General features: G+C 70.7%; 12 protein-coding genes. 5 read left to right on the top strand and 7 right to left on the bottom strand.

Features of this window, described 5'->3' with window-relative positions:
• The first annotated feature begins 42 nt into the window (after nt 1-42).
• The 4 genes from ACFPGP_RS21975 (at nt 43) to ACFPGP_RS21960 (ending at nt 7,954) form a co-directional block, all read left to right on the top strand.
• Nucleotides 43-4,674 carry a hypothetical protein gene (locus tag ACFPGP_RS21975; protein WP_378593438.1) on the top strand — a complete coding sequence of 1,544 codons (4,632 nt, stop codon included), beginning with the start codon at nt 43-45 and terminating at the stop codon, nt 4,672-4,674.
• A 1,252-nt stretch (nt 4,675-5,926) separates the two neighbouring features.
• Nucleotides 5,927-6,460, top strand: coding sequence for a TetR family transcriptional regulator (locus ACFPGP_RS21970; protein ID WP_378593436.1), 534 nt, complete (start codon nt 5,927-5,929; stop codon nt 6,458-6,460).
• Nucleotides 6,453-7,187, top strand: coding sequence for an ABC transporter ATP-binding protein (locus ACFPGP_RS21965; RefSeq protein ID WP_378593435.1), 735 nt, complete (start codon nt 6,453-6,455; stop codon nt 7,185-7,187). The genes ACFPGP_RS21970 and ACFPGP_RS21965 overlap by 8 nt, the downstream gene beginning before the upstream one ends.
• Before the next feature lie 17 nt (nt 7,188-7,204).
• Nucleotides 7,205-7,954, top strand: coding sequence for an ABC transporter permease (locus tag ACFPGP_RS21960; protein WP_378593434.1), 750 nt, complete (start codon nt 7,205-7,207; stop codon nt 7,952-7,954).
• A gap of 121 nt (nt 7,955-8,075) precedes the next feature.
• Here ACFPGP_RS21960 and ACFPGP_RS21955 read toward each other — a convergent pair whose 3' ends face one another.
• Nucleotides 8,076-8,435 (bottom strand): COG4315 family predicted lipoprotein, encoded by a 360-nt coding sequence (locus ACFPGP_RS21955; RefSeq protein ID WP_378593432.1) that lies wholly within the window; start codon nt 8,433-8,435, stop codon nt 8,076-8,078.
• 262 nt (nt 8,436-8,697) lie between these two features.
• Here ACFPGP_RS21955 and ACFPGP_RS21950 point away from each other — a divergent pair, with 262 nt between their 5' ends.
• On the top strand, nt 8,698-11,397 hold the full coding sequence (locus ACFPGP_RS21950; RefSeq protein ID WP_378593430.1) for a phosphoenolpyruvate carboxylase: 2,700 nt from the start codon (nt 8,698-8,700) through the stop codon (nt 11,395-11,397).
• 995 nt (nt 11,398-12,392) lie between these two features.
• Here ACFPGP_RS21950 and ACFPGP_RS21945 read toward each other — a convergent pair.
• The 6 genes from ACFPGP_RS21945 to ACFPGP_RS21920 all read right to left on the bottom strand — a co-directional run bounded on the left by ACFPGP_RS21945 (nt 12,393) and on the right by ACFPGP_RS21920 (nt 17,323).
• The gene (locus ACFPGP_RS21945; protein WP_378593429.1) at nt 12,393-12,803 is read right to left on the bottom strand and encodes a hypothetical protein; all 411 of its coding nucleotides are present in this window, start codon (nt 12,801-12,803) and stop codon (nt 12,393-12,395) included.
• Between the two features lie 353 nt (nt 12,804-13,156).
• On the bottom strand, nt 13,157-13,699 hold the full coding sequence (locus ACFPGP_RS21940; protein WP_378593428.1) for a hypothetical protein: 543 nt from the start codon (nt 13,697-13,699) through the stop codon (nt 13,157-13,159).
• A 15-nt stretch (nt 13,700-13,714) separates the two neighbouring features.
• Nucleotides 13,715-14,995 (bottom strand): alpha/beta fold hydrolase, encoded by a 1,281-nt coding sequence (locus ACFPGP_RS21935; protein WP_378593426.1) that lies wholly within the window; start codon nt 14,993-14,995, stop codon nt 13,715-13,717.
• A 144-nt stretch (nt 14,996-15,139) separates the two neighbouring features.
• Nucleotides 15,140-15,391 carry a hypothetical protein gene (locus ACFPGP_RS21930; protein WP_378593425.1) on the bottom strand — a complete coding sequence of 84 codons (252 nt, stop codon included), beginning with the start codon at nt 15,389-15,391 and terminating at the stop codon, nt 15,140-15,142.
• A 341-nt stretch (nt 15,392-15,732) separates the two neighbouring features.
• Nucleotides 15,733-16,254 carry an RNA polymerase sigma factor gene (locus ACFPGP_RS21925; RefSeq protein WP_378593423.1) on the bottom strand — a complete coding sequence of 174 codons (522 nt, stop codon included), beginning with the start codon at nt 16,252-16,254 and terminating at the stop codon, nt 15,733-15,735.
• Nucleotides 16,255-16,330: 76 nt separating this feature from the next.
• Nucleotides 16,331-17,323: a TolB family protein gene (locus tag ACFPGP_RS21920; protein ID WP_378593421.1), complete on the bottom strand. Its 993-nt coding sequence runs from the start codon at nt 17,321-17,323 to the stop codon at nt 16,331-16,333.
• Between the last annotated feature and the right edge of the window lie 183 nt (nt 17,324-17,506).

Below are 17,506 nucleotides of genomic sequence, written 5' to 3'. Positions count from 1 at the left end.
CACGTGCTCCCGGCCCGCCGTCTCGGCCGGTACGGCGTGGCCGTGGCCGTGCTGACGGTGCTGGCACTGTTGGGCGCGCTGGGACCTGCGCTGGTCCCAGAGTCACTGGAGGTGGCGCCGCGAGCAGCCGCCGCGACAAGCGACTCGTGCCTCGACGAGCGCGGCGATGCAATCCCCTGCGAGTTCGGGCTCGAACCGGTGACCTTTCCGGTCGGACAGACCATCGGCGAGTACGAGCTCGGTCTCCTGTCGCGGACCGCCACAGGCGAGGTGCCGAGGCTCGCGCCGCGTGACTTCGCCGCGGGTGACTTCCTCGGTGGATGCGTGCCCGACCAGGAGGCCTGTCTGCTTGACAACCGGATCCGAGTGGGGGCGCGCGACCCGGGACAGTCGCCGGAGGACTACTACCTCTACAAGAACGCCACACCCGTCGAGCCGTCCACAAACGGCGGCGTTCCGCGGGCAGCGGCGTCGGGAGACATGGCGCTCACTCGGCTCGACGCCAATGGTGACGGCCGCGAGGAACTGGTGTATGCGGCCGAGTGCCAGTCCTTCACAGGACCTTCCTCCGAGCTCTGCCTCTCCCTCTACGACCCGGCCGTCAACGAGTACGCGCCGTGGCAGCGGACCGGCCTCGACCTCGACACCGAGTTCGCCCCCATCCGACTGGCGGCCGGCAACATCGCTCAGACCACGGCCACCGTGATCGGGGCGTCCTTCCAGCCGGCCCCCGACGGCAACGGCATGTTCGTCACCTTCACCACCGACCAGCCGTCCGAGCTGCGCGCCGGCGAAGCGGTCCGGTTCGACCTCAACGAGGCCTACCTCCTCAACGAGAGCCTCTGCCTCACCGCCGAGGACGGGACCTCCTCGTGCGCGGGCGCCTTCGGCGAAGGGCTCCAGGCAGTGGAGAAGGTGGCGGCCGACGGCACCACCTTCACGGTGCGGGTCGGGTCACTGCTGAACGCCAGCCCCGGCGAGTGCCCGGAGGGCTTCACCTGCCTGCCGGACAACACGCTGCTGCCCAACGACTGGCCGGCCGCGGACTGCGTCGACGGGTGCTCCGTGGGTGTGATCGGAACCAGCCCGGGGTTGGCCGTCGCCTTCGCCGGGCCCGGCGCGGCGGCCGAGGTCGCGGCGTTCACGGTTCGCCCGAGCACCGCGACGCCGTTCCGTCTGGGCGACGTCGCGAACGTCGGCACCTTGGTGGGGGCGCGGAAGCCCCTCGCGATCACGGTCGGAGACCTGGACGGCGGCTTGCCCGACGAGATTGCCGTCGCGCACGGCACGATCTGTTCGGGTGCACCCTGTTCGCAGGTTCGGATCTTCCGGTGGAACGACTCGCGCCAACTGGTCTCGGTGCGAACCCAGCGGCTGCCCGACATAGCCGCCGACGGTTCCGCCACGACGACAGCGGCGACCACCGAGTCGATCGACCTGGCCGTGGGCAACGTCGCCACCTCGGGGAACGAGGACGGGGCCGACCTGGTGGTCGGGACCGTTCGCAACCGTGGTACGACCGTGGTGCAGGAGCTCGCCGTGCTCGATATCAACGCGGCGTACGGTGTCTCCTTCGCTCAGGGGCGGTTGCTGGCGACCTCGTCGGGAGCTTCCCAAGCCATAGCGGTCCAGCGGCACGCGCAGATCAAGGTCGCCGCCGACGACGTGGACGGCGACGGGGTCGACGACCCCGTCGTTGCGTCAACGCGGGGGGTCGACCTCGACTTCAACCAGACGCTCGCCGAGGTGGACCTGAAGGTCTTCGGCAGTCGCGGTGGCACGGACGTGCTGGACGGTGTCGCCACCGCGATCGGTCCGGACTGGAGCGGGCAGATCGACCTCGCAGTGGGCCAGGTCGGACGGGTCGAGGACCCAGCCGGCGTGGGCATGCCCAACGCCACCAACCCCGACATCGTCCTCGCCTGGACCTGCGACGCGCCCGAAACCTGTGGCGCCGGCACGACCGGCACCGGAGTGGCGGTGCGTGCCTTCGGCGTCGACGCCGATGGGGCGGACCTGGCTATCTCGGCACCGGCACAGGCGACACCGGTCTTCACTGCGGGCTTCATCGGCGACATGAGCTACAGCGCGGCCAGCGAGCGCAGCTTCGTCTCCGCGGAGCTTGCCGATCTCGACGCCGACAGCGAGACGCTCGGGGCGCCGGTGAGCTACCTCACAGTAGGCAAGGTGGAGCCGCTGCTGGTCCTGAAGTCGCCACCGGTCCACTTCGACGCCTTTGACGGCGGCTCGGACGGCAAGGTCGACGGCCTCATCTCCTACAACGACACCGACGACGTGAACGGCTGCTTCGCGCTGAACAAGTCCGACGACTGCGGCACCTCGAGCAGCTACGCGACCACGACCTCCGTGGACACATCGATGTCGGCGAGCTTCTCGAACTCTTGGGGCGTGAGCGGTGGGTTCACTGGCACCGCGTGGGTGGGGGACGTAGGTGAGGATGACGAAGGGGACCCCGAGTGTGACGGAGGGGTTTGCGCCGGGCTCACGCTCAAGCTGAAGGTCGACTACGAGGCGCAGCAGGAGGACGAGGCGAAGGCCGGCCGAACGTTCACCTACTCAGCGAACCGTGAGGTCGCCGCGGGCGCGGACAGCGCGTTCGCCGCCGTCCAGACGATCGAGACCCTCGAGTGGCCGGTCTACCCCGGCGTCTCGTCCTTCGGAGCAAACCTGGAACCCGGCCGCTACGTGCGCGTCGACAGTCCCGCGGAGACGAGGTTCCAGTGGATCGACGCACACGATCCCGAGCTGTCATCGAGCTGGTGGTTGAGCAGCGTCCCGAACAACGTGCTGTCCTACCCACAGAAGGCGGCGGACATCGCGGCCGACGCCAAGCAGGTAGAGCGTGTCGAGGCCGAGGGCACCGAGCTGACGATCACGACGAGCTCGAATCACGGGTGGACCTGCGAGCTTGCCGGATTCGCCCTTCCTGACGGTGACCGTGATGTGCAGGAGCCGGGCTACCTCACCGACTACCCGTGTGCCGCTGCCGCCGTGCCGGTCAGCCTGACCGGCCTCACCGGGCCGGGTCAGCGGTTCAACGGGTCCTACCTCGTGACTGAAGTTCAAGCAGCGGACAAGCTCGTGCTGCGCCGCACCAGTGGTGACCTGCCGTCCGGAAGCTGGCGGGCGGGTGATCAGGACGAAACGAACTGCACCGGTTGTCCCCCCGGTTCCCTGCGCCGCACGCCCGGGGCTTTCGTGGACCAGGACATCGCCGTGTCCCGCGGCGCGAGCTTCGAGAACACCGTCGAGGTGAAGGACGAGAGCGAGTTCAAGGCTTCCGCGTCGTGGTCCATCGACACGAGCCTCGATCTGGAGGTCGTCTTCGGCGCGGAAGCGTTCAACGTCGGTACGGCGGCCAAGGTAGAGGTGGGTGGACACTACAAGCGGTCGGAGGCAGTCAGCCGGACGGTGCAGGCGACGAGCGGTACGACCTTTGCAGTCAAGATCGGCTCCAATCTCAAGACAGGTACCGGCTACTTCGTGCGTCCCTACCTCGCGGCGGACCCGGTGACCCAGGCGATGGTGCTCGAGTGGACGGCCGACTGCCGGACCAGCTGCACCGAAGGCATCTGGGGCGACGTCTACCGGCGTAACCCCGACCTTGCCTTCGCCCTGCCGCGGCTGATGACGCCGTTCCGGGACCCGAACAACACGCCCTACGACCTCGGGAACCTGTTGCGGAGCCCGGACTTCCAGACCTGGACCTGCAAGTTCGACGCCGACTTGAGCCGCAGCTTCTGCGAGCCGGTCCCCGCCGCGGAGACCGGCAAGCCGCTGACGCTTACGTCCTTCGTCCACAACTACAGCCTCAAACCTTTCACCAGTCAGAAGCCGGCGAAGATCCGCTACTTCGTGGGCGATCCCGTGCGGGGTGGCTATCTCGTCACCGAGATCACCCAGGACAGGACTGGTTCCGACGCACCCCTGGTCTGCTCAGGAGCAGCCTTCTGCATCCCCGCCAGGGACCAGTCGCTCGTGAGTGGTACCTGGACACCGCCGCCTGGCCTCGCCGGTCGCGGCTCGCCGGAGAACCCGCTGGCAATCTACGGCGTGATCAAGCCACCGGCAGGGACCACCGAGATCCACCCGTGGGAGCCTGTCGACCTGGCGGCGTGCAAGAACGCCTACCCGCTGCTCGACGCGCTCCACTCGGAGTACTACGACCCGACCAGCGTCTACGACGATCGGCTCTCCCGGTGCCCGACCACCAACAACGAGGGGTTGTTCTTGCAGCGCTTCACGGGTACCCCGGCGCGGTCAAGCGACCTCTCCGTGAGCGCCTCGGAACTGCAGGTCTCCGCGGACGGGTCCTCGCTGAAGCTGGGAGTCCGATCCTCCCAGGCTCTGGCCGGTGACCGGGTCGAGTTCCGGATCTGGTCGTGCGCGAGGTCGGCGGCCTGCTCGCCTGCCACCTTGCCGATGCCGTCGAACGCGTCTCCGGCTCAGGGCCTGTCAGTGACCAAGAGGTTGACCATCGCGCGCGGCGGCGTCCAGAACGTGACGTTGCCGCTCGGGCTGCCGCCCGGCACGCGTACGTTGACGGTCCAGGTCGTTCCTCTCGACACGTGGGAGCGGCCGGGCGGACCGGGTGTGGCCAACGCTGGTCAGTTGCGGAACAACGTCGTGACGACGAGGGTCACGGTGGGCTGATCACCTGATCCAGACGCTCGAGCGCGCGGCCGCGGCAGACGCAGGCCGCGCGCAGAATCCGCGCGCGAGCTTGTTCGTGCCTGCGACGTGACGGTAGGTGGGCGGAGCACCTGACGTCGGCTGCCAGCAGCGATCACTCCGCGCCGAGTTCTGAGATCGCCGGACGAACGTTGCCTGGAGTCGGGCAGCGCCTTGAGACACCTGCTCAATGAGAATCCGGGTGCAGCGTGGCGTGCCAGTCGCAGCGGGGGGACGCCGGGAAGGCCGTTCTGGACTCGGCAGTCTGTCGTTCTGGAACGCAGGTGGGAACTGAGCTGGACGGCTGCACCACTACAGGACTCAGCACGGCCTCCTACCCCCTACGGAGGCGGGGGGCGGAAGTACGGTCGGGATTACCCTCGTGATAACCACTGTGTTGTTCGACCGATCCCAGCGGAAGTGTACTCACGCAGCGCTTGGGCCTGTCCCGCCCGCGAACGGATCATCACCGTGCAGTTGAGGCCGGCCATGGCTCGAAGTGTCCAGCTCTGTTGGACTCGGTCCAGTTGAGCTGGCGTGCCGCCCGTCTTGCAGCTCGGTTGCACCGCCCGTTGCCCTTCGCGCGGGGGGCACGCGCGGCGAAGGGCGTCTTCCTGCACGCGCAGCGGCCGGCCGCCAAGGGTGGCTGAGGCCACATCATCGTCGAAGGAGGTCGAGGCGCAGGGAGCGTTCGACATCGTTCAGGAGCCCGGCGGCGTGGTCGGCCGCCACGGTGTCGACGGACCCCTGGGTCGTGGCGAGCATCCTGCCGAGCAGCCTGCGCTCGAGGCTCCGGTCGAGAGGGTCGCCCTTGGCGCAGAAGGTAGCGGCCGAATGTGAACGTTCGTGGTCTTCTTCACCTGCTCTGGACGAAGCTTGGGCACCGGGCTGCGCCTGGGCTGACCTGGCGAGTCGGGACGTCACTTGCCGGTGCGCGACACGTCCTTGGGCCGATGGTCCCTGATGCGCGGGGCGTCGAGGCCGTTCGGTGGAATCATGGAACCCGACCCAGCGGCAGGTGAAGGATCAGATCGGCAAGCGGCTCGCGCAACGGCTTCCTCATCTGGGCCTTATTGGGCAGCGAGACTCGCGACCTGGTGGGCCCGGTGTTGATCCACCAACTCCTCCGGGGCCGCGGGGGCACATGCTGCCTGTTGCACCCCTGCATGTTAGTCACTAACATGCAGGGGTGATCACGGCCCGCGCACAGCGCACCCGCGACCGGCTTCAAGGGGTGGCTCTGCGCTTGATCGCGGAACAGGGCTACGAGCGGACGACGGTGGAACAGATCGCGCAGGCGGCCGGCGTGAGCCACATGACGTTCTTCCGCTACTTCCCGACCAAGGAGTCGGTGGTGCTCGATGACCCCTTCGATCCGGCGCTCGCGGCGGCCGTTGCTGCCACCCCGCCTGAGCTCCCGCCGCTGGTGCGGGCATGCCAGGGGCTCCGGTCCGCGGTGTCGGACGTGAAGCTCCCCGAGGAGGCACAGGTACGTGCACGGGTGCGGATCGGGGCGAGCACCCCGACGCTGCTGGCAGGGATGTGGGCCAACACCGTGGCCACCCAGGACGTCGTGGCGCAGGCCCTGACACTCACCGTGGACGCGGAGCCCGGCCTGGCAGAGCGGGTCGCCGCAGCAGCCGCGATCGGAGCGCTGACCGCCGCCGTCCTGGCCTGGTCGTTGAGCGATGACGACGTCTCGCTGGCGACGCGGCTGGTCGAGGCGCTGGACGTCCTCGACCCCGAAGGGAGCCCGGGTCGTGGCTGAGGACGTGGCACGCTGCGAAGCCGTCAGCAAGGGCTTCGGAGATGTGGCTGCCGTACGTGAGCTGGACCTCCACGTGGCGGCCGGTGAGGTGTTGGCCCTGGTCGGGCTCAACGGTGCCGGCAAGACCACCCTCATGCGGCTGGTGCTCGGCATGGTGCGCCCTGACGCCGGACGGGTCGAGGTGCTGGGCCGGCCGGTGGGCAGCCGGGTGCACTGGGCGGGTGTGGGGCACATGGTCGACACGCCGTTCGCCTACCCCGAGCTGACCGTGCTCGAGAACCTCAGGGCCGCCGCCCTGCTGCACGGGGTTCCGGTCCGCGACGTGCCTGCGGTGGTGCAGGAGGTGCTGGGACAGCTGCAGCTGGAGGCGTACGCGGGGCGCCGAGCCGGCACTCTCTCGCTGGGCAACCGACAGCGTGTCGGGCTGGGCAGCGCCCTGGCGCACCGTCCACGGTTGCTGGTGCTCGACGAACCCACCAACGCGCTGGACCCCGCGGGCGTGGTGCTTCTGCGCGACTTGGTGGTCAACGCAGCGGGCGGCGGTGCCGGGGTCCTCGTCTCCTCCCACCACCTCGACGAGGTCGCCCGCATCGCCGACCGGGTTGCTGTGATCCATGCCGGGCGCATCGTCGGTGAGCTCGACCCGCACCGGGCCGAGCTGGAGCAGGCCTTCTTCGCCATGGTCTACCAGGCCGACCTGGACTCCCGCTCCGGACGCGTGACGTGATGCAGGCTGCGTGCACCGTGGAGTGGCTCAAGCTCCGCCGCTCCCGCGTCCCCGGCGTGACCGCGGCGGCGCTCCTGCTGCTTCCCGCCGCGATGGCGGCGCTGTTTCTGGCCATGGCGGGCAGCGGCCGCGGTGACGCGATGAGCCTGAAGGCCGGGGCGCTGGTGACCCGTCAGGGGTGGCTCGGCTACCTCGACGCCCTGACCCAGATCTACGCCAGCGCCGGACTGCTCGGGATGGGCGTGCTGGTGGCGTGGTGCTTCGGCCGGGAGTACGCCGACCGAACCGTCGTCTCGCTCTACGCCAGCGCTACTCCCCGCGAGTCCGTCGCTGCGGCCAAGCTCGCCGTCCTGTCGCTGTGGTCTGCTGCGGTGTCCGTGGCGTTGATCCCCTCAGCCCTGCTCGTGGGGCTGGTGGCCGGTCTCGGCGTGCCGGACGACGACGACGTTCTGGCGGTGCTGCGGGTGGCGCTCCTGTCGGCGCTGACCGGACTCTCGGCGCTCACTGTCGCCTTGTTCGCCAGCGTCGGCCGCGGCTTCCTGCCGGCCGTCGGGGGCCTCGTCGGACTGGTCGCGGCTGCCCAGGTGGCCGCGGTCGCAGGAGCCGGCGGCTGGTTTCCCTACTCGGTGCCCGGACTCTGGGCCGTGGCGTCATCCACGCCCACACTGGCCGCGGTCCCGGGGTGGCACCTGCTGGTGGTGCCGTGCTGGGCAGCGGTGCTCGGTGCGCTGACCATCGGCTGGTGGCGGCGCGCGCAGCTCGCCTGACGGGAACCGGCGCCGGCGTCCGTGGCACGGTGGGGGACGCCGTCGTCGACGTCTTGCGGCGGCCAGGACGAGTCACGGTGGCCGAGCGCCACCAGGCCGGACTGAGCGTGGGTAGTCGACCTCAGGTCGAAGGTGTCGGCGCCCGATCGCCGTCGGGCTGGACGGCGTACCAGGTGCCGCCGTTCAGGAAGACGTCGTGGCACTTCACCTCGTCCTTGCCCTCGTGTGCGTAGAAGTACAGGGGGTGCCCGTCGTAGGTGACCTGGGTCGTGCCGTCGGAACGCCGGGTAGTGCCGAGCAGGGCCTCCTCCACCCGATCGCCCGCGAGCGGGGCGCCGTCGGTGAGGACGGGGGGCCAGGCGACGGCACAGGACCCGTAGCAGCGGGGCTGGGAAGTCTTCTCCACGTCGAACACGTAGATCGCCTGACCAGTGCCGTCGAACAGGACCGGTCCGAAGTCACTCACGGCGGCGACGACCATCCGGCCTTCTTCCGGCGGCCGCACGGTCGGGGGCGAGGACGGTTGTGTTGGAGGAGTCGACGCCGTGGTCGATCTCGAGGTCGGGGTGCTCTCCTCAGCCGCGGGCACCGCCGGGTCTCCGGCGCAGGCCGTCAACAGGCCCGCGCACAGAATCGCTGCGAGCGGTCGCATCGTCACGACCCCAGTGTGGCCCATGATGCCGCCCGGCCGGCCGAATGCTGAGTCCGGTCAGGGCGGCTGGCGGCTCAGTAGGGTCGGGATCATGTCGACACCGCCTTCCACCCAGTCCGACCTCGAGGTCTTGGCGGGGCTGCACGCGCAGGTGCTGCGCGAGTCGGGTCACGGGGAACTGGTCGAGGTGATGGACCGGCTCGTCGAGTCCTGCCGTCCCCCGGCGAGGACCGGGCAGGGCGATGCCGCCGCGGCGATCGTCGGCGGCCTGGACGCCGAGACGGCCGCCCTGCTCACACGGGCCGTGACCGTCTACCTGCACCTGACCAATCTCGCCGATGAGCGGCACCGGTCCCGGTCGTTGAGGGCCGGGGACGTGGACTTCACGGGCCCGGACGCCGGGGACCTCCGGCCGGCTGTGGAGGCGCTGGGCGAGCATGCGGCCGCCCACCTGGATCGGCTTCGGATCCACCCCGTGCTCACCGCCCACCCTACTGAGGCCCGGCGTCGAGCGGTGTCGTCCGCGCTGCGCCGGATCGCCGAGCAGCTCGACCGGCTCGACGACCCGGCGAACGGGCCGAGCGAGCGGACCCTGGCCCGCCGCCGGTTGCTCGAGGACATCAACATCCTCCAGCGCACCTCCACACTGAGGAGCACACGTCCAACGCCGGCCGACGAGGTGCAGACGGCCCTGAGCGTCTTCGACAACGCGCTCGTGCGCGCCGTCCCGCGGCTCTACCGAGAGGTCGAGTCGGCCCTCGCGCAGGGTGATGACGCGGCGCGGGCGGTGCCGGCGTTCGTGCGGTTCGGGAGCTGGGTGGGTGGTGACCGTGACGGCAACCCGTTCGTCACCGCCGAGGTCACCCGGCAGACGTTGGCCAGGCACGCGGAGCAGGCCCTGGCCATCCTGACCGAGCAGGTCGAGCGCGTCGCCCGCACCCTGACCATGGACGCCACCTCCACGCCTCCCTCGTCGGCGCTGGTCACTGCTCTGGCCAACGACGCGGTCGCGATGCCCGAGGCGATGGCCGAGATCGTCAAGGACTCGCCGTTCGAACCGCACCGTCAGAAGCTGCTTGCTGTCGGGGTTCGCGTCGCCGCCACCCGCGACCAGCAGGTCGGGCTGGCCTACCGCGACCCCGAGGAGATGCTCGGCGACCTGCGACTGGTGCAGGGCAGCCTCGTGGCGGCCGGGGACACCCGCACGGCGCACGGCGGTCTGCAGCACCTCATCTGGGTCCTGGAGACGTTCGGCTTCCACCTGGCCGAGGTCGAGGTACGCCAGCACAGCGCGGTGCACGAGGCCGCTCTGGTCGAGGTGCTGGCCCGGGTCGAGGGGATCGACGGCTCACCGGTCACCGACCCCGTGGCCGCGGCCCGCGACGCCGCCCTGCTCGACCGGCTGGCCACCGGGGGGTGGCCGGCCGGCGCGGCCACCACCGAGCTCTCCGAGCGCACCCAGGAAGTGCTCGACACGCTGCGGGTGATGGCCTGGCTCCAGCACCGTTGGGGGCCACGCTGTTGCGGGCGCTACGTCATCAGCTTCTGCCAGTCCGCTGCGCACCTGGCCGCGGTCCGGGCCCTCGCGCGGCTGGCGGTCGAGGACCGGCCGCTACGGCTCGACGTGGTTCCGCTCTTCGAGACCGGCGCCGACCTGCGCGGCGCCATCGACACGCTCGACGCGTGGGTCGACCTTCCGAGCACCCGCGCCTGGCTCGACACCACGGGGCGCGCCGCCGAGATCATGCTCGGCTACTCCGACTCGGCCAAGGACATCGGGCCCGCCTCCGCCACACTCACCCTCTACGACGCCCAGCGCGACCTGGTCGAGTGGGGTCGCCGGCACAAGATCCAGCTCACCCTCTTCCACGGGCGGGGCGGGTCGCTGGGACGCGGCGGCGGCCCGCTGCACCGCGCCATCAGCGCCCAGCCGACGGGGTCCGTCGACGGGCGGTTCAAGGTGACCGAGCAGGGTGAGGTGATCTTCGCCCGGTACGCCGACGTGACCCTCGCGCAGCGACACCTGGAGCGGGTGACGTCGGCCGTGCTGCTCGCCGACCAGTCCGGGCCAGCCCGGCAGCGCGATGCCGCTGCCGCCGAGTTCGCCGAGCTCGCAGCCACCGTCGAGCAGGCCAGCCGGGCGGCGTACCGCGCGCTGCTGGACCGGCCCGGGGTGGCCGACCTGCTCGCCGCAGCCAGCCCGCTGGACGAGCTCGGGGAGCTGCGGCTCGGCTCCCGGCCCGCCCGGCGCAGCGGAGCCGCCACAGGCCGGAGCCTCGACGACCTCCGGGCCATCCCCTGGGTCTTCGCCTGGTCGATGACGCGCGTCAACCTGCCCGGCTGGTACGGCCTGGGCTCCGGACTCGCGGCGGTCCGCGACGTGGACGCCCTGAGCGACGCCTACCGGCGGTGGCCCCTCTTCGGAGCGCTGCTCGACGTCGCCGAGATGAGCCTGGCCAAGGCGAACCGGCACCTCGCCCGGGAATTCCTGGCGCTCGGTGGTCGGCCCGAACTGACCGACCACATCCTCGCCGAGATGGAGCTGACCGAGCAGATGGTGCTGCGGACCCTCAGCCAGTCCCGGCTACTCGAGCGCAAGCCCCACCTCGATACCGCCGTCCGGCTCCGCGGACCCCACATCGACGCGCTCAGCCACCTCCAGCTGCGGGCGCTGCAGAGCCTGCGGCACACCGGACCGGATGCCCTCGACGACGCCGGACGCAGTTCCTGGGGCACGGTGCTGCTCCTCACGGTCAACGGCGCCGCGGCCGGACTGCAGAACACCGGGTGACCTGGCCGTCGACGCAGGCAACGTGCCCGGCGGGGCGGAGCGCCCGGCCTACAGAAGAGGTCGTTGGTTGCGTTGACTGACCATCCCAAACGCGCGCTTCGTACGGACGGGATGCTCCCCAACGCTCTCTCTGCTCACCCGGGTCATGCCCGCACGTCGGCTGTGCGACCACCGTCGAACCGCACGCGCCGACGCGACCGGATGACCGCCGAGCCCAGGCGGACTGCTGATGTCATCCGCTTGGCGGGCACAGGGAAGGGTGCCGCCGCCCTGCGTCGTCCCCGGGATGTTGTCAGGACGGGGCAACTCGGGGACGGCGTCCACTCGCCATCAGCGTCACCGTCATCGCCATCGCCATCGCCATCGCGGGCACCTTCCACCGAATGAGTACTGCCCAACGGAACGGGCGCCCCGCCAGCGCACTCTCAGACCCCTGGGCGGGCCGGTCCCATTCACGTTGTGAGGCCTGGGTGCTCAAGCGGCCGCGTGGCGCGCGCGAACGAGACGCGGTCTCGTCCTGCGGCCGACGTGAGGTCTCGGCCCCGCCTACGTGCGACTGTCGACGAGCACACTCATGATGGTCAGTGCTGGCTCGGCTGAGAACCGGCGGAACAGGGCGGGCGCTGCCGGAGGTTCCGGCGCGGCCCTGATGGCTTCGAGCGCTGCGCGATCTCGCCACAGGGAATGAATCGCCCAGTGCCCCTTTCCGTCGCCGAGCAGCTGCGTCGCCAGCAGGCCGTCCGGAGGCCGTCAGCCAGCAGCGACTCGTACGCGGCGACGAGCTGCGCTGCCCCTCCCTGGTTCACGTCCGCGGTCACGATGGTCAGACCTCTCATGCCCGTCAGCATCCTGCGTGGGACGCCCGATGGACACCCCCGCAGCTTGACCTGTCGGGGCATGGCGGTCTGGCGGCCGTGCCTCGGGCGCGTTCCTCAAGGCCGCAACGCGCACGCCGTCCGCGGCTGACCGGGTGCCGGTCGCCCGACGCCACCGGGTCAGTTGTGGTCCGGGTGCAGCGTGCCGTGCGCAACGAGTCGTTCTGCGGCCGTGCGCACGCGCACCACGTCGTCGGCAGCCATGCGCGGTACCCCGGAGTGCTTGTCCAGATGGGCCCGCCCGGACGAGTTCACGGTCACCCGGCCGACGAGGTCGCCTTGCACCCGCACGGTCAGGCGGTCACCAGACAGACCCGGGACACCGGCGATGGAGATCTCGAACTCACGGCCGCTGGCGTCGCTCTCGTACTCCGCATGTCCGTGTGCATGAGGGAAGGCGGACGTCGACTGCATCCGCGCCTCCAGGTCGACCTCGACCGCCTGTGCGGGAGCTGCGAACGGTACGAGGAGGGCGCCACCAAGGCCTGCTGCGAGCAGCGCTCCCGTGACCTTGCGCGTATCCATGAACATGTGGATCCCTCCAAGGACGAGTGAGTGAGGGGCACGGGGGTGGGGCGGAATCCGTTTCGCTCGATTGCCCGATTCAGAGTCTCCACGACCCTCCTCCACCATCGCTCTTGTGAGGGATCTCAGGTAGGGCCGGATGTCACCGGGAGCCGTGCCCTTCGCTGCACATCGGCACATCGGCACATCGGCGACATGGTCGGATGGTTCCGAGCGAGGTGCGGCATCGAGGAGGTGCCGGTCGAGGACCTGCTGAGCGATGCCGGGCCGGCAGCCGCAGTTCGTTCGCACGATCAATGGACGGTGACGTCCGCGCGGTGCAAGCCTCGGGCGACGGGTGTCTTGCTCAGGTGTGCGCTTCATGAGGTGCGCTGCCAGGTGGTGCTGCACCAGAGCACGGCTGCCGGGGCCCAGCCGGGCACGCCGGGCATGAACTCGAACCCGTCGCCGTTCGGACCGGGCTGGTCGAAGTTGACGGTGTCCCCGTTGAGGTCGACCCGGAAGGTGTTCACGCCGACGGGTGCTTCGTCGTCGATGGTGAGAGTGCCGTCCTCGAGGGTGAACACGCCGGACTGCCACTGCTCGTCGGTGGTGGCCTGGGCCATGCGGAACTGGTCGCCGACGAAGTCGATCCGGAACTCCGTCTCGCGTGGGCCGGCCATCTCGGGGTCCAGCAGTGCCTTCTCGGCCGCTCGTCCCCAGCCGGCCTCACGGATGTAGGCCCGGACGGCAGACGCCTTGAGGTCGGTGGTCCAGGTGCCCTCCAGTGGGCTGACCGGAGCTTCCGCCGCGGTGCTTCCTGCCGGTGTGGCAGGCTCCCGGCGTCCTGCGTCGGGCGCGCCACCGGTGGAGCAGCCGGCGACCGTCGACGCGAGCATGGTCAGGGCGATGAGGGTCCGCATGGGTCGGTTCCTTCCTCAGTCGAAGGTGGGTGGGTCCTGCAGGCACGGTTCGGGCGACGGGGGCTGGTCGAGGTCGCCCGCGAGCCAGGTGTTGCGGACGGTGCGTGTGCACTCGACGCCGAGGACGTTGTGTCCACCGGCGGCGAGCTCGACGTGGTGGGCGTCGGGTGCCAGGCGCTGGAGGTGGCTGTCGATCAGCTCGGGAGGGGCGAACGGGTCGAGGCGCCCGGAGAGCGCCAGGACGGGGACGCCGGTCAGGTGCGTCGGGTCGGCCTGGTCGGTGGTGATGCCCCAGGCCCGGCAGACCCCCTGCCAGCCGGGCAGCTGGGCGGCGGTAGGGCACTGGGCCGACAGGGTGGCCCCGATGACGAGACGTTCGTCGGTCTCGCACTTGGGCACGTAGCCCACGCACAACGGGGGTGCGACGCTGAGGGTGGCCGCCAGCAGCTGCAGGTGCGGTCCCGGCCGTCGGGTCGCCGCCTCCTCGAGGAAGGCGGGCAGGGCGGCTGGACCCTCGACCGGTCCGGTGAGCCAGCGCACGCCGCGTTCGAGGGTGGCGCCGTCGATGCGGACTGTCCCGTGCGGGATGTCCACGGACAGGGGACGGCGGTCCAGGTCGCGACGGGCGCGTCTCCAGTCCTGCTCGGGGTCGCCGTACCGCCGCCGGCACCCGGGCTCGGCGCGGCACAGATCAGACACCGCGATCACGAGGGGGTCCAGATCGATGCCGGGGTCGGCGACCAGGGAGTCGACGACGAGGGCCTCCACCCGCTCGGGGTGGGTCAGTGCGAGCTGGCGCCCGGCCTCGGCGGTGGTGCCGTGCCCCATCACCACCCACCGCGGCTCGTCCAGTGCGGTCATGACGGCGGCCAAGGCCTCGCCGAGCCGGGCCGGGATGAGGCCAGCGACATCGACCCCTTCCCGCTGTAGGCGCGCGCGGCACGCGGCGACCGCATCAGTCAGTCGGGCCGGGTCGTCGGATGCGGTGGCGTCGCCGAGGGACTCGACCTCGGGACAGTCGAGGGAGGGCTGGGAGTGGCCGGTGCCGGGGAGGTCGACGATGACGACGCGGCGGCCGGTGCGCTGGGCGATGGGCGCCAGTCCGCCGTAGGCCGGAGTCATGCCGAGGTCGACGCCGGTCTCGAGCACGGGGGCCGCATCGCTTGGAACGGGCGGTTCGACGACGACGACGAAGATCTCCTCCGGTTCACCGGGTTCGGGGACGACGACCCCGCACCGGTGGGCGGGAACGACGAGGACCTCGACGTCGTCGGGGCACGCCCGTTCAACGAACACGGGACCCCGGGCACGGTCCGGGGATGAGGCGGTGCAGCTGCCGAGGGTCGCGGCCCCGGCCACCGCAACGGACACCGCCACGGCCCGGACACCGATGCGCCTGGTACTCCTCACACCGACCACACCCTTCGCCCGGTCCCGCGGTTACGGGACGGCACTCCAGGTGCCGGCGAGCAGGTCGGCACGTGCGGGGCAGGGGTCGTCGACCAGCGACAGGGTCAGGCCGCCAGTGGCGACCCTCCACTCGTAGGTGCCGGCGGGCAGCTCGCCGCAGACGTTGTTGACGAAGGCGTCGACGCGCACCTGGCGGTGGTCGGTCGAGTACGACGCCCCTTCGGCCGACGGCGCGCCTGCCGGCCCGATCAGCGCCAGTACGCCGTCCGGGGTGAGGGTCATCGTCCACCTGCCCGTGATCGGTCCCGCCACGGAGTCGGGGACACGTCGTTGCCACGTCCCCGTGACAGTGTCCGGGGCCGGAGGCTCGAGCGGCGGCGTTTGGTCGGGTCCTGGGGTGATGAGCGCACTCAGTGTGACGGTGGCTGCGACCACGCCGACGGCAGCCGCCGCGGCTAGCGGCGCACCCCACCGACGAGGTGCGGACGGCCGGTCGGGTCCCGTTCCCGAGGAACGTTCGAGGACGCTGAGGAGCGCGGTGCGCGTGTCGACATCGTCGGGCGCCGGCAGCGCGGTGAGCGCGCGCCGCACCCGGGCGTCGAGGTGGGTGTCGTCGTCGTCGGTCACGAGGTCATCTCCTGGGAAAGGTGGGCAGCCAAGCGGCGGCGGGCACGGTGCAGGGCGACCTTCGCGGCGCCAGGGGTGATGCCGAGCACCGTCGCGACCTCGTCCAGCGGTCGGTCCTCGAGGTGGTAGAGCGCCACGAGCGCCCGGTCGCGAGGTGGGAGGGACCGGACCGCGCGGAGCACGTCGAGCTGGTCGTCGGTGCAGTTCGCCGAAGGTATGGGGGGACCGGCTGCGGCGAGCTCCAGGCCGCGGCGGCGGGCTTCGCGCCTGCGCCACGAGAACGCCCGGTTGAGCGCGACGCGTCTCACCCACGCCTCGGGGCTGTCGAACCGGCGCACCTTCGACCAGTGGCGATGGAGGCGGACGAACGCCTCCTGGGCCAGCTCCTCAGCGGTGCCCCGGTCCCGCACGACCACGCCGAGGAGCCTGACCACCTGGGGGTACTCGGCCGTGAAGAACCAGGCGAACGACTCGTCGTCGTCCGGCGCGTGGGGCTGGCCCGTGTCGTGAACACCCATCAGTGGCTCCGGTGGTGACAACCCGAGACGTCCGTCATGTTCCCACTGCGGACCTGTCGGCGACTACCGCCAGCGGTCAGCTGCCCGGCTGCCAGGTGCCGTGCGTGTAGATCCGTTCGTGACGGGCCAGCACCACTGGGGTACCACCGGCCGCCGGCAGGGCCCACAGGCTGCGGTGCCGCGGCCGGTCCGCGGTGAAGACGATCCATCGTCCGTCGGGTGTGTAGCGCGGCTGCACCGCTCGCACGCTGCGGAAGTGGGTCAGCTGCTGCAGGCCGGTGCCGTCGGGTCGGATGCGGAACAGCTCCGAGTTGCGGTCGGGCGACGTCCCGAGCGGGTGCGTGGAGAAGACGATCCAGCGGCCGTCGGGGGACCAGTCCGGAGTGCCGCCCACCAGGGCGAAGTCGGTCAGGCGGCGCTCGTCGGTGCCATCCGCTCGGACCGTGAAGACCGCGGACGTCCACCACCCGTTCGCCGCCGGCCGTTCCCGGTGGTAGGTCAGGTGGCTACCGTCCGGTGACCAGCGCGGGAAGTACTCACGGTCGCAGCCCTCGTTGTCACTCACCCGGCGCACAGCCCCCGTGGCCACCTCGCCCACCCACAGCGAGCAGTCCGCGGGACCGTTGTCGTCAAAGGGGCCGAAGTAGCGGATGAACGCCACGCTGCGGCCGTCCGGGGAGTAGGCCGGCTCGTCGTCGCCGACACACGGCCAGTCGCATCCGAACAGCTCGCGGCTCTCACCCGTGGTCAGGTCGTGCTCGATGAGCGTCTCGGGGAACCGGTTGCGGGTGGTGACAGCGAGGCGGGTCCCGTCGGGCGACCAGTCCGGCAGCAGGGCGTAGCCCTCCTCGAGACCGAAGTCCACCTCATGGTCACCGGAACCGTCCGGGTGCACCAGGTACACGCCCTCACGGCCGTCCCGAAACGTCTGGTAGGCCACCCAATCCTGGTTGCCGGCGAACGGGTTGGGCGCCACCGCGTCCGGACCAACGCCGACGGCCAGGGCGGGTCCTGCAATCACCGACAGGATGGCGGTGCTCGCGACGGCAAGGCTCGCACGAGGTCTCACGGTCTACTCCTCTGGTCTGGCCCGAGCCCGGTTCTGTGGTGACCGGGCCGGATGCCCGTCACGAGGAGGACACCCACCAGGGGGCACCACGGTTACAGGCGACTGAGGAGTCACGACGAGCGCGGGCTGAGCAAGACCCAACCTGGTGACACGCTCATCAGGCATGTCCCGGATGTCGCTGGT

It is taken from the genome of Nocardioides taihuensis (assembly GCF_042657275.1).
Lineage (GTDB): Bacteria > Actinomycetota > Actinomycetes > Propionibacteriales > Nocardioidaceae > Nocardioides > Nocardioides taihuensis.
Note: the sequence above shows the minus strand (reverse complement) of the source record. Positions and strands in the feature narration are given on the sequence as shown.

Excerpts from the sequence above, each read along its gene's own strand:
- ACFPGP_RS21940 (WP_378593428.1), bottom strand. The coding sequence starts at position 13,699 with ATGCGGACCCTCATCGCCCTGACCATGCTCGCGTCGACGGTCGCCGGC.
- ACFPGP_RS21945 (WP_378593429.1), bottom strand. The coding sequence starts at position 12,803 with ATGTTCATGGATACGCGCAAGGTCACGGGAGCGCTGCTCGCAGCAGGC.
- ACFPGP_RS21955 (WP_378593432.1), bottom strand. The coding sequence starts at position 8,435 with ATGGTCGTCGCCGCCGTGAGTGACTTCGGACCGGTCCTGTTCGACGGC.
- ACFPGP_RS21950 (WP_378593430.1), top strand. The coding sequence starts at position 8,698 with ATGTCGACACCGCCTTCCACCCAGTCCGACCTCGAGGTCTTGGCGGGG.
- ACFPGP_RS21925 (WP_378593423.1), bottom strand. The coding sequence starts at position 16,254 with ATGGGTGTTCACGACACGGGCCAGCCCCACGCGCCGGACGACGACGAG.
- ACFPGP_RS21930 (WP_378593425.1), bottom strand. The coding sequence starts at position 15,391 with ATGACCCTCACCCCGGACGGCGTACTGGCGCTGATCGGGCCGGCAGGC.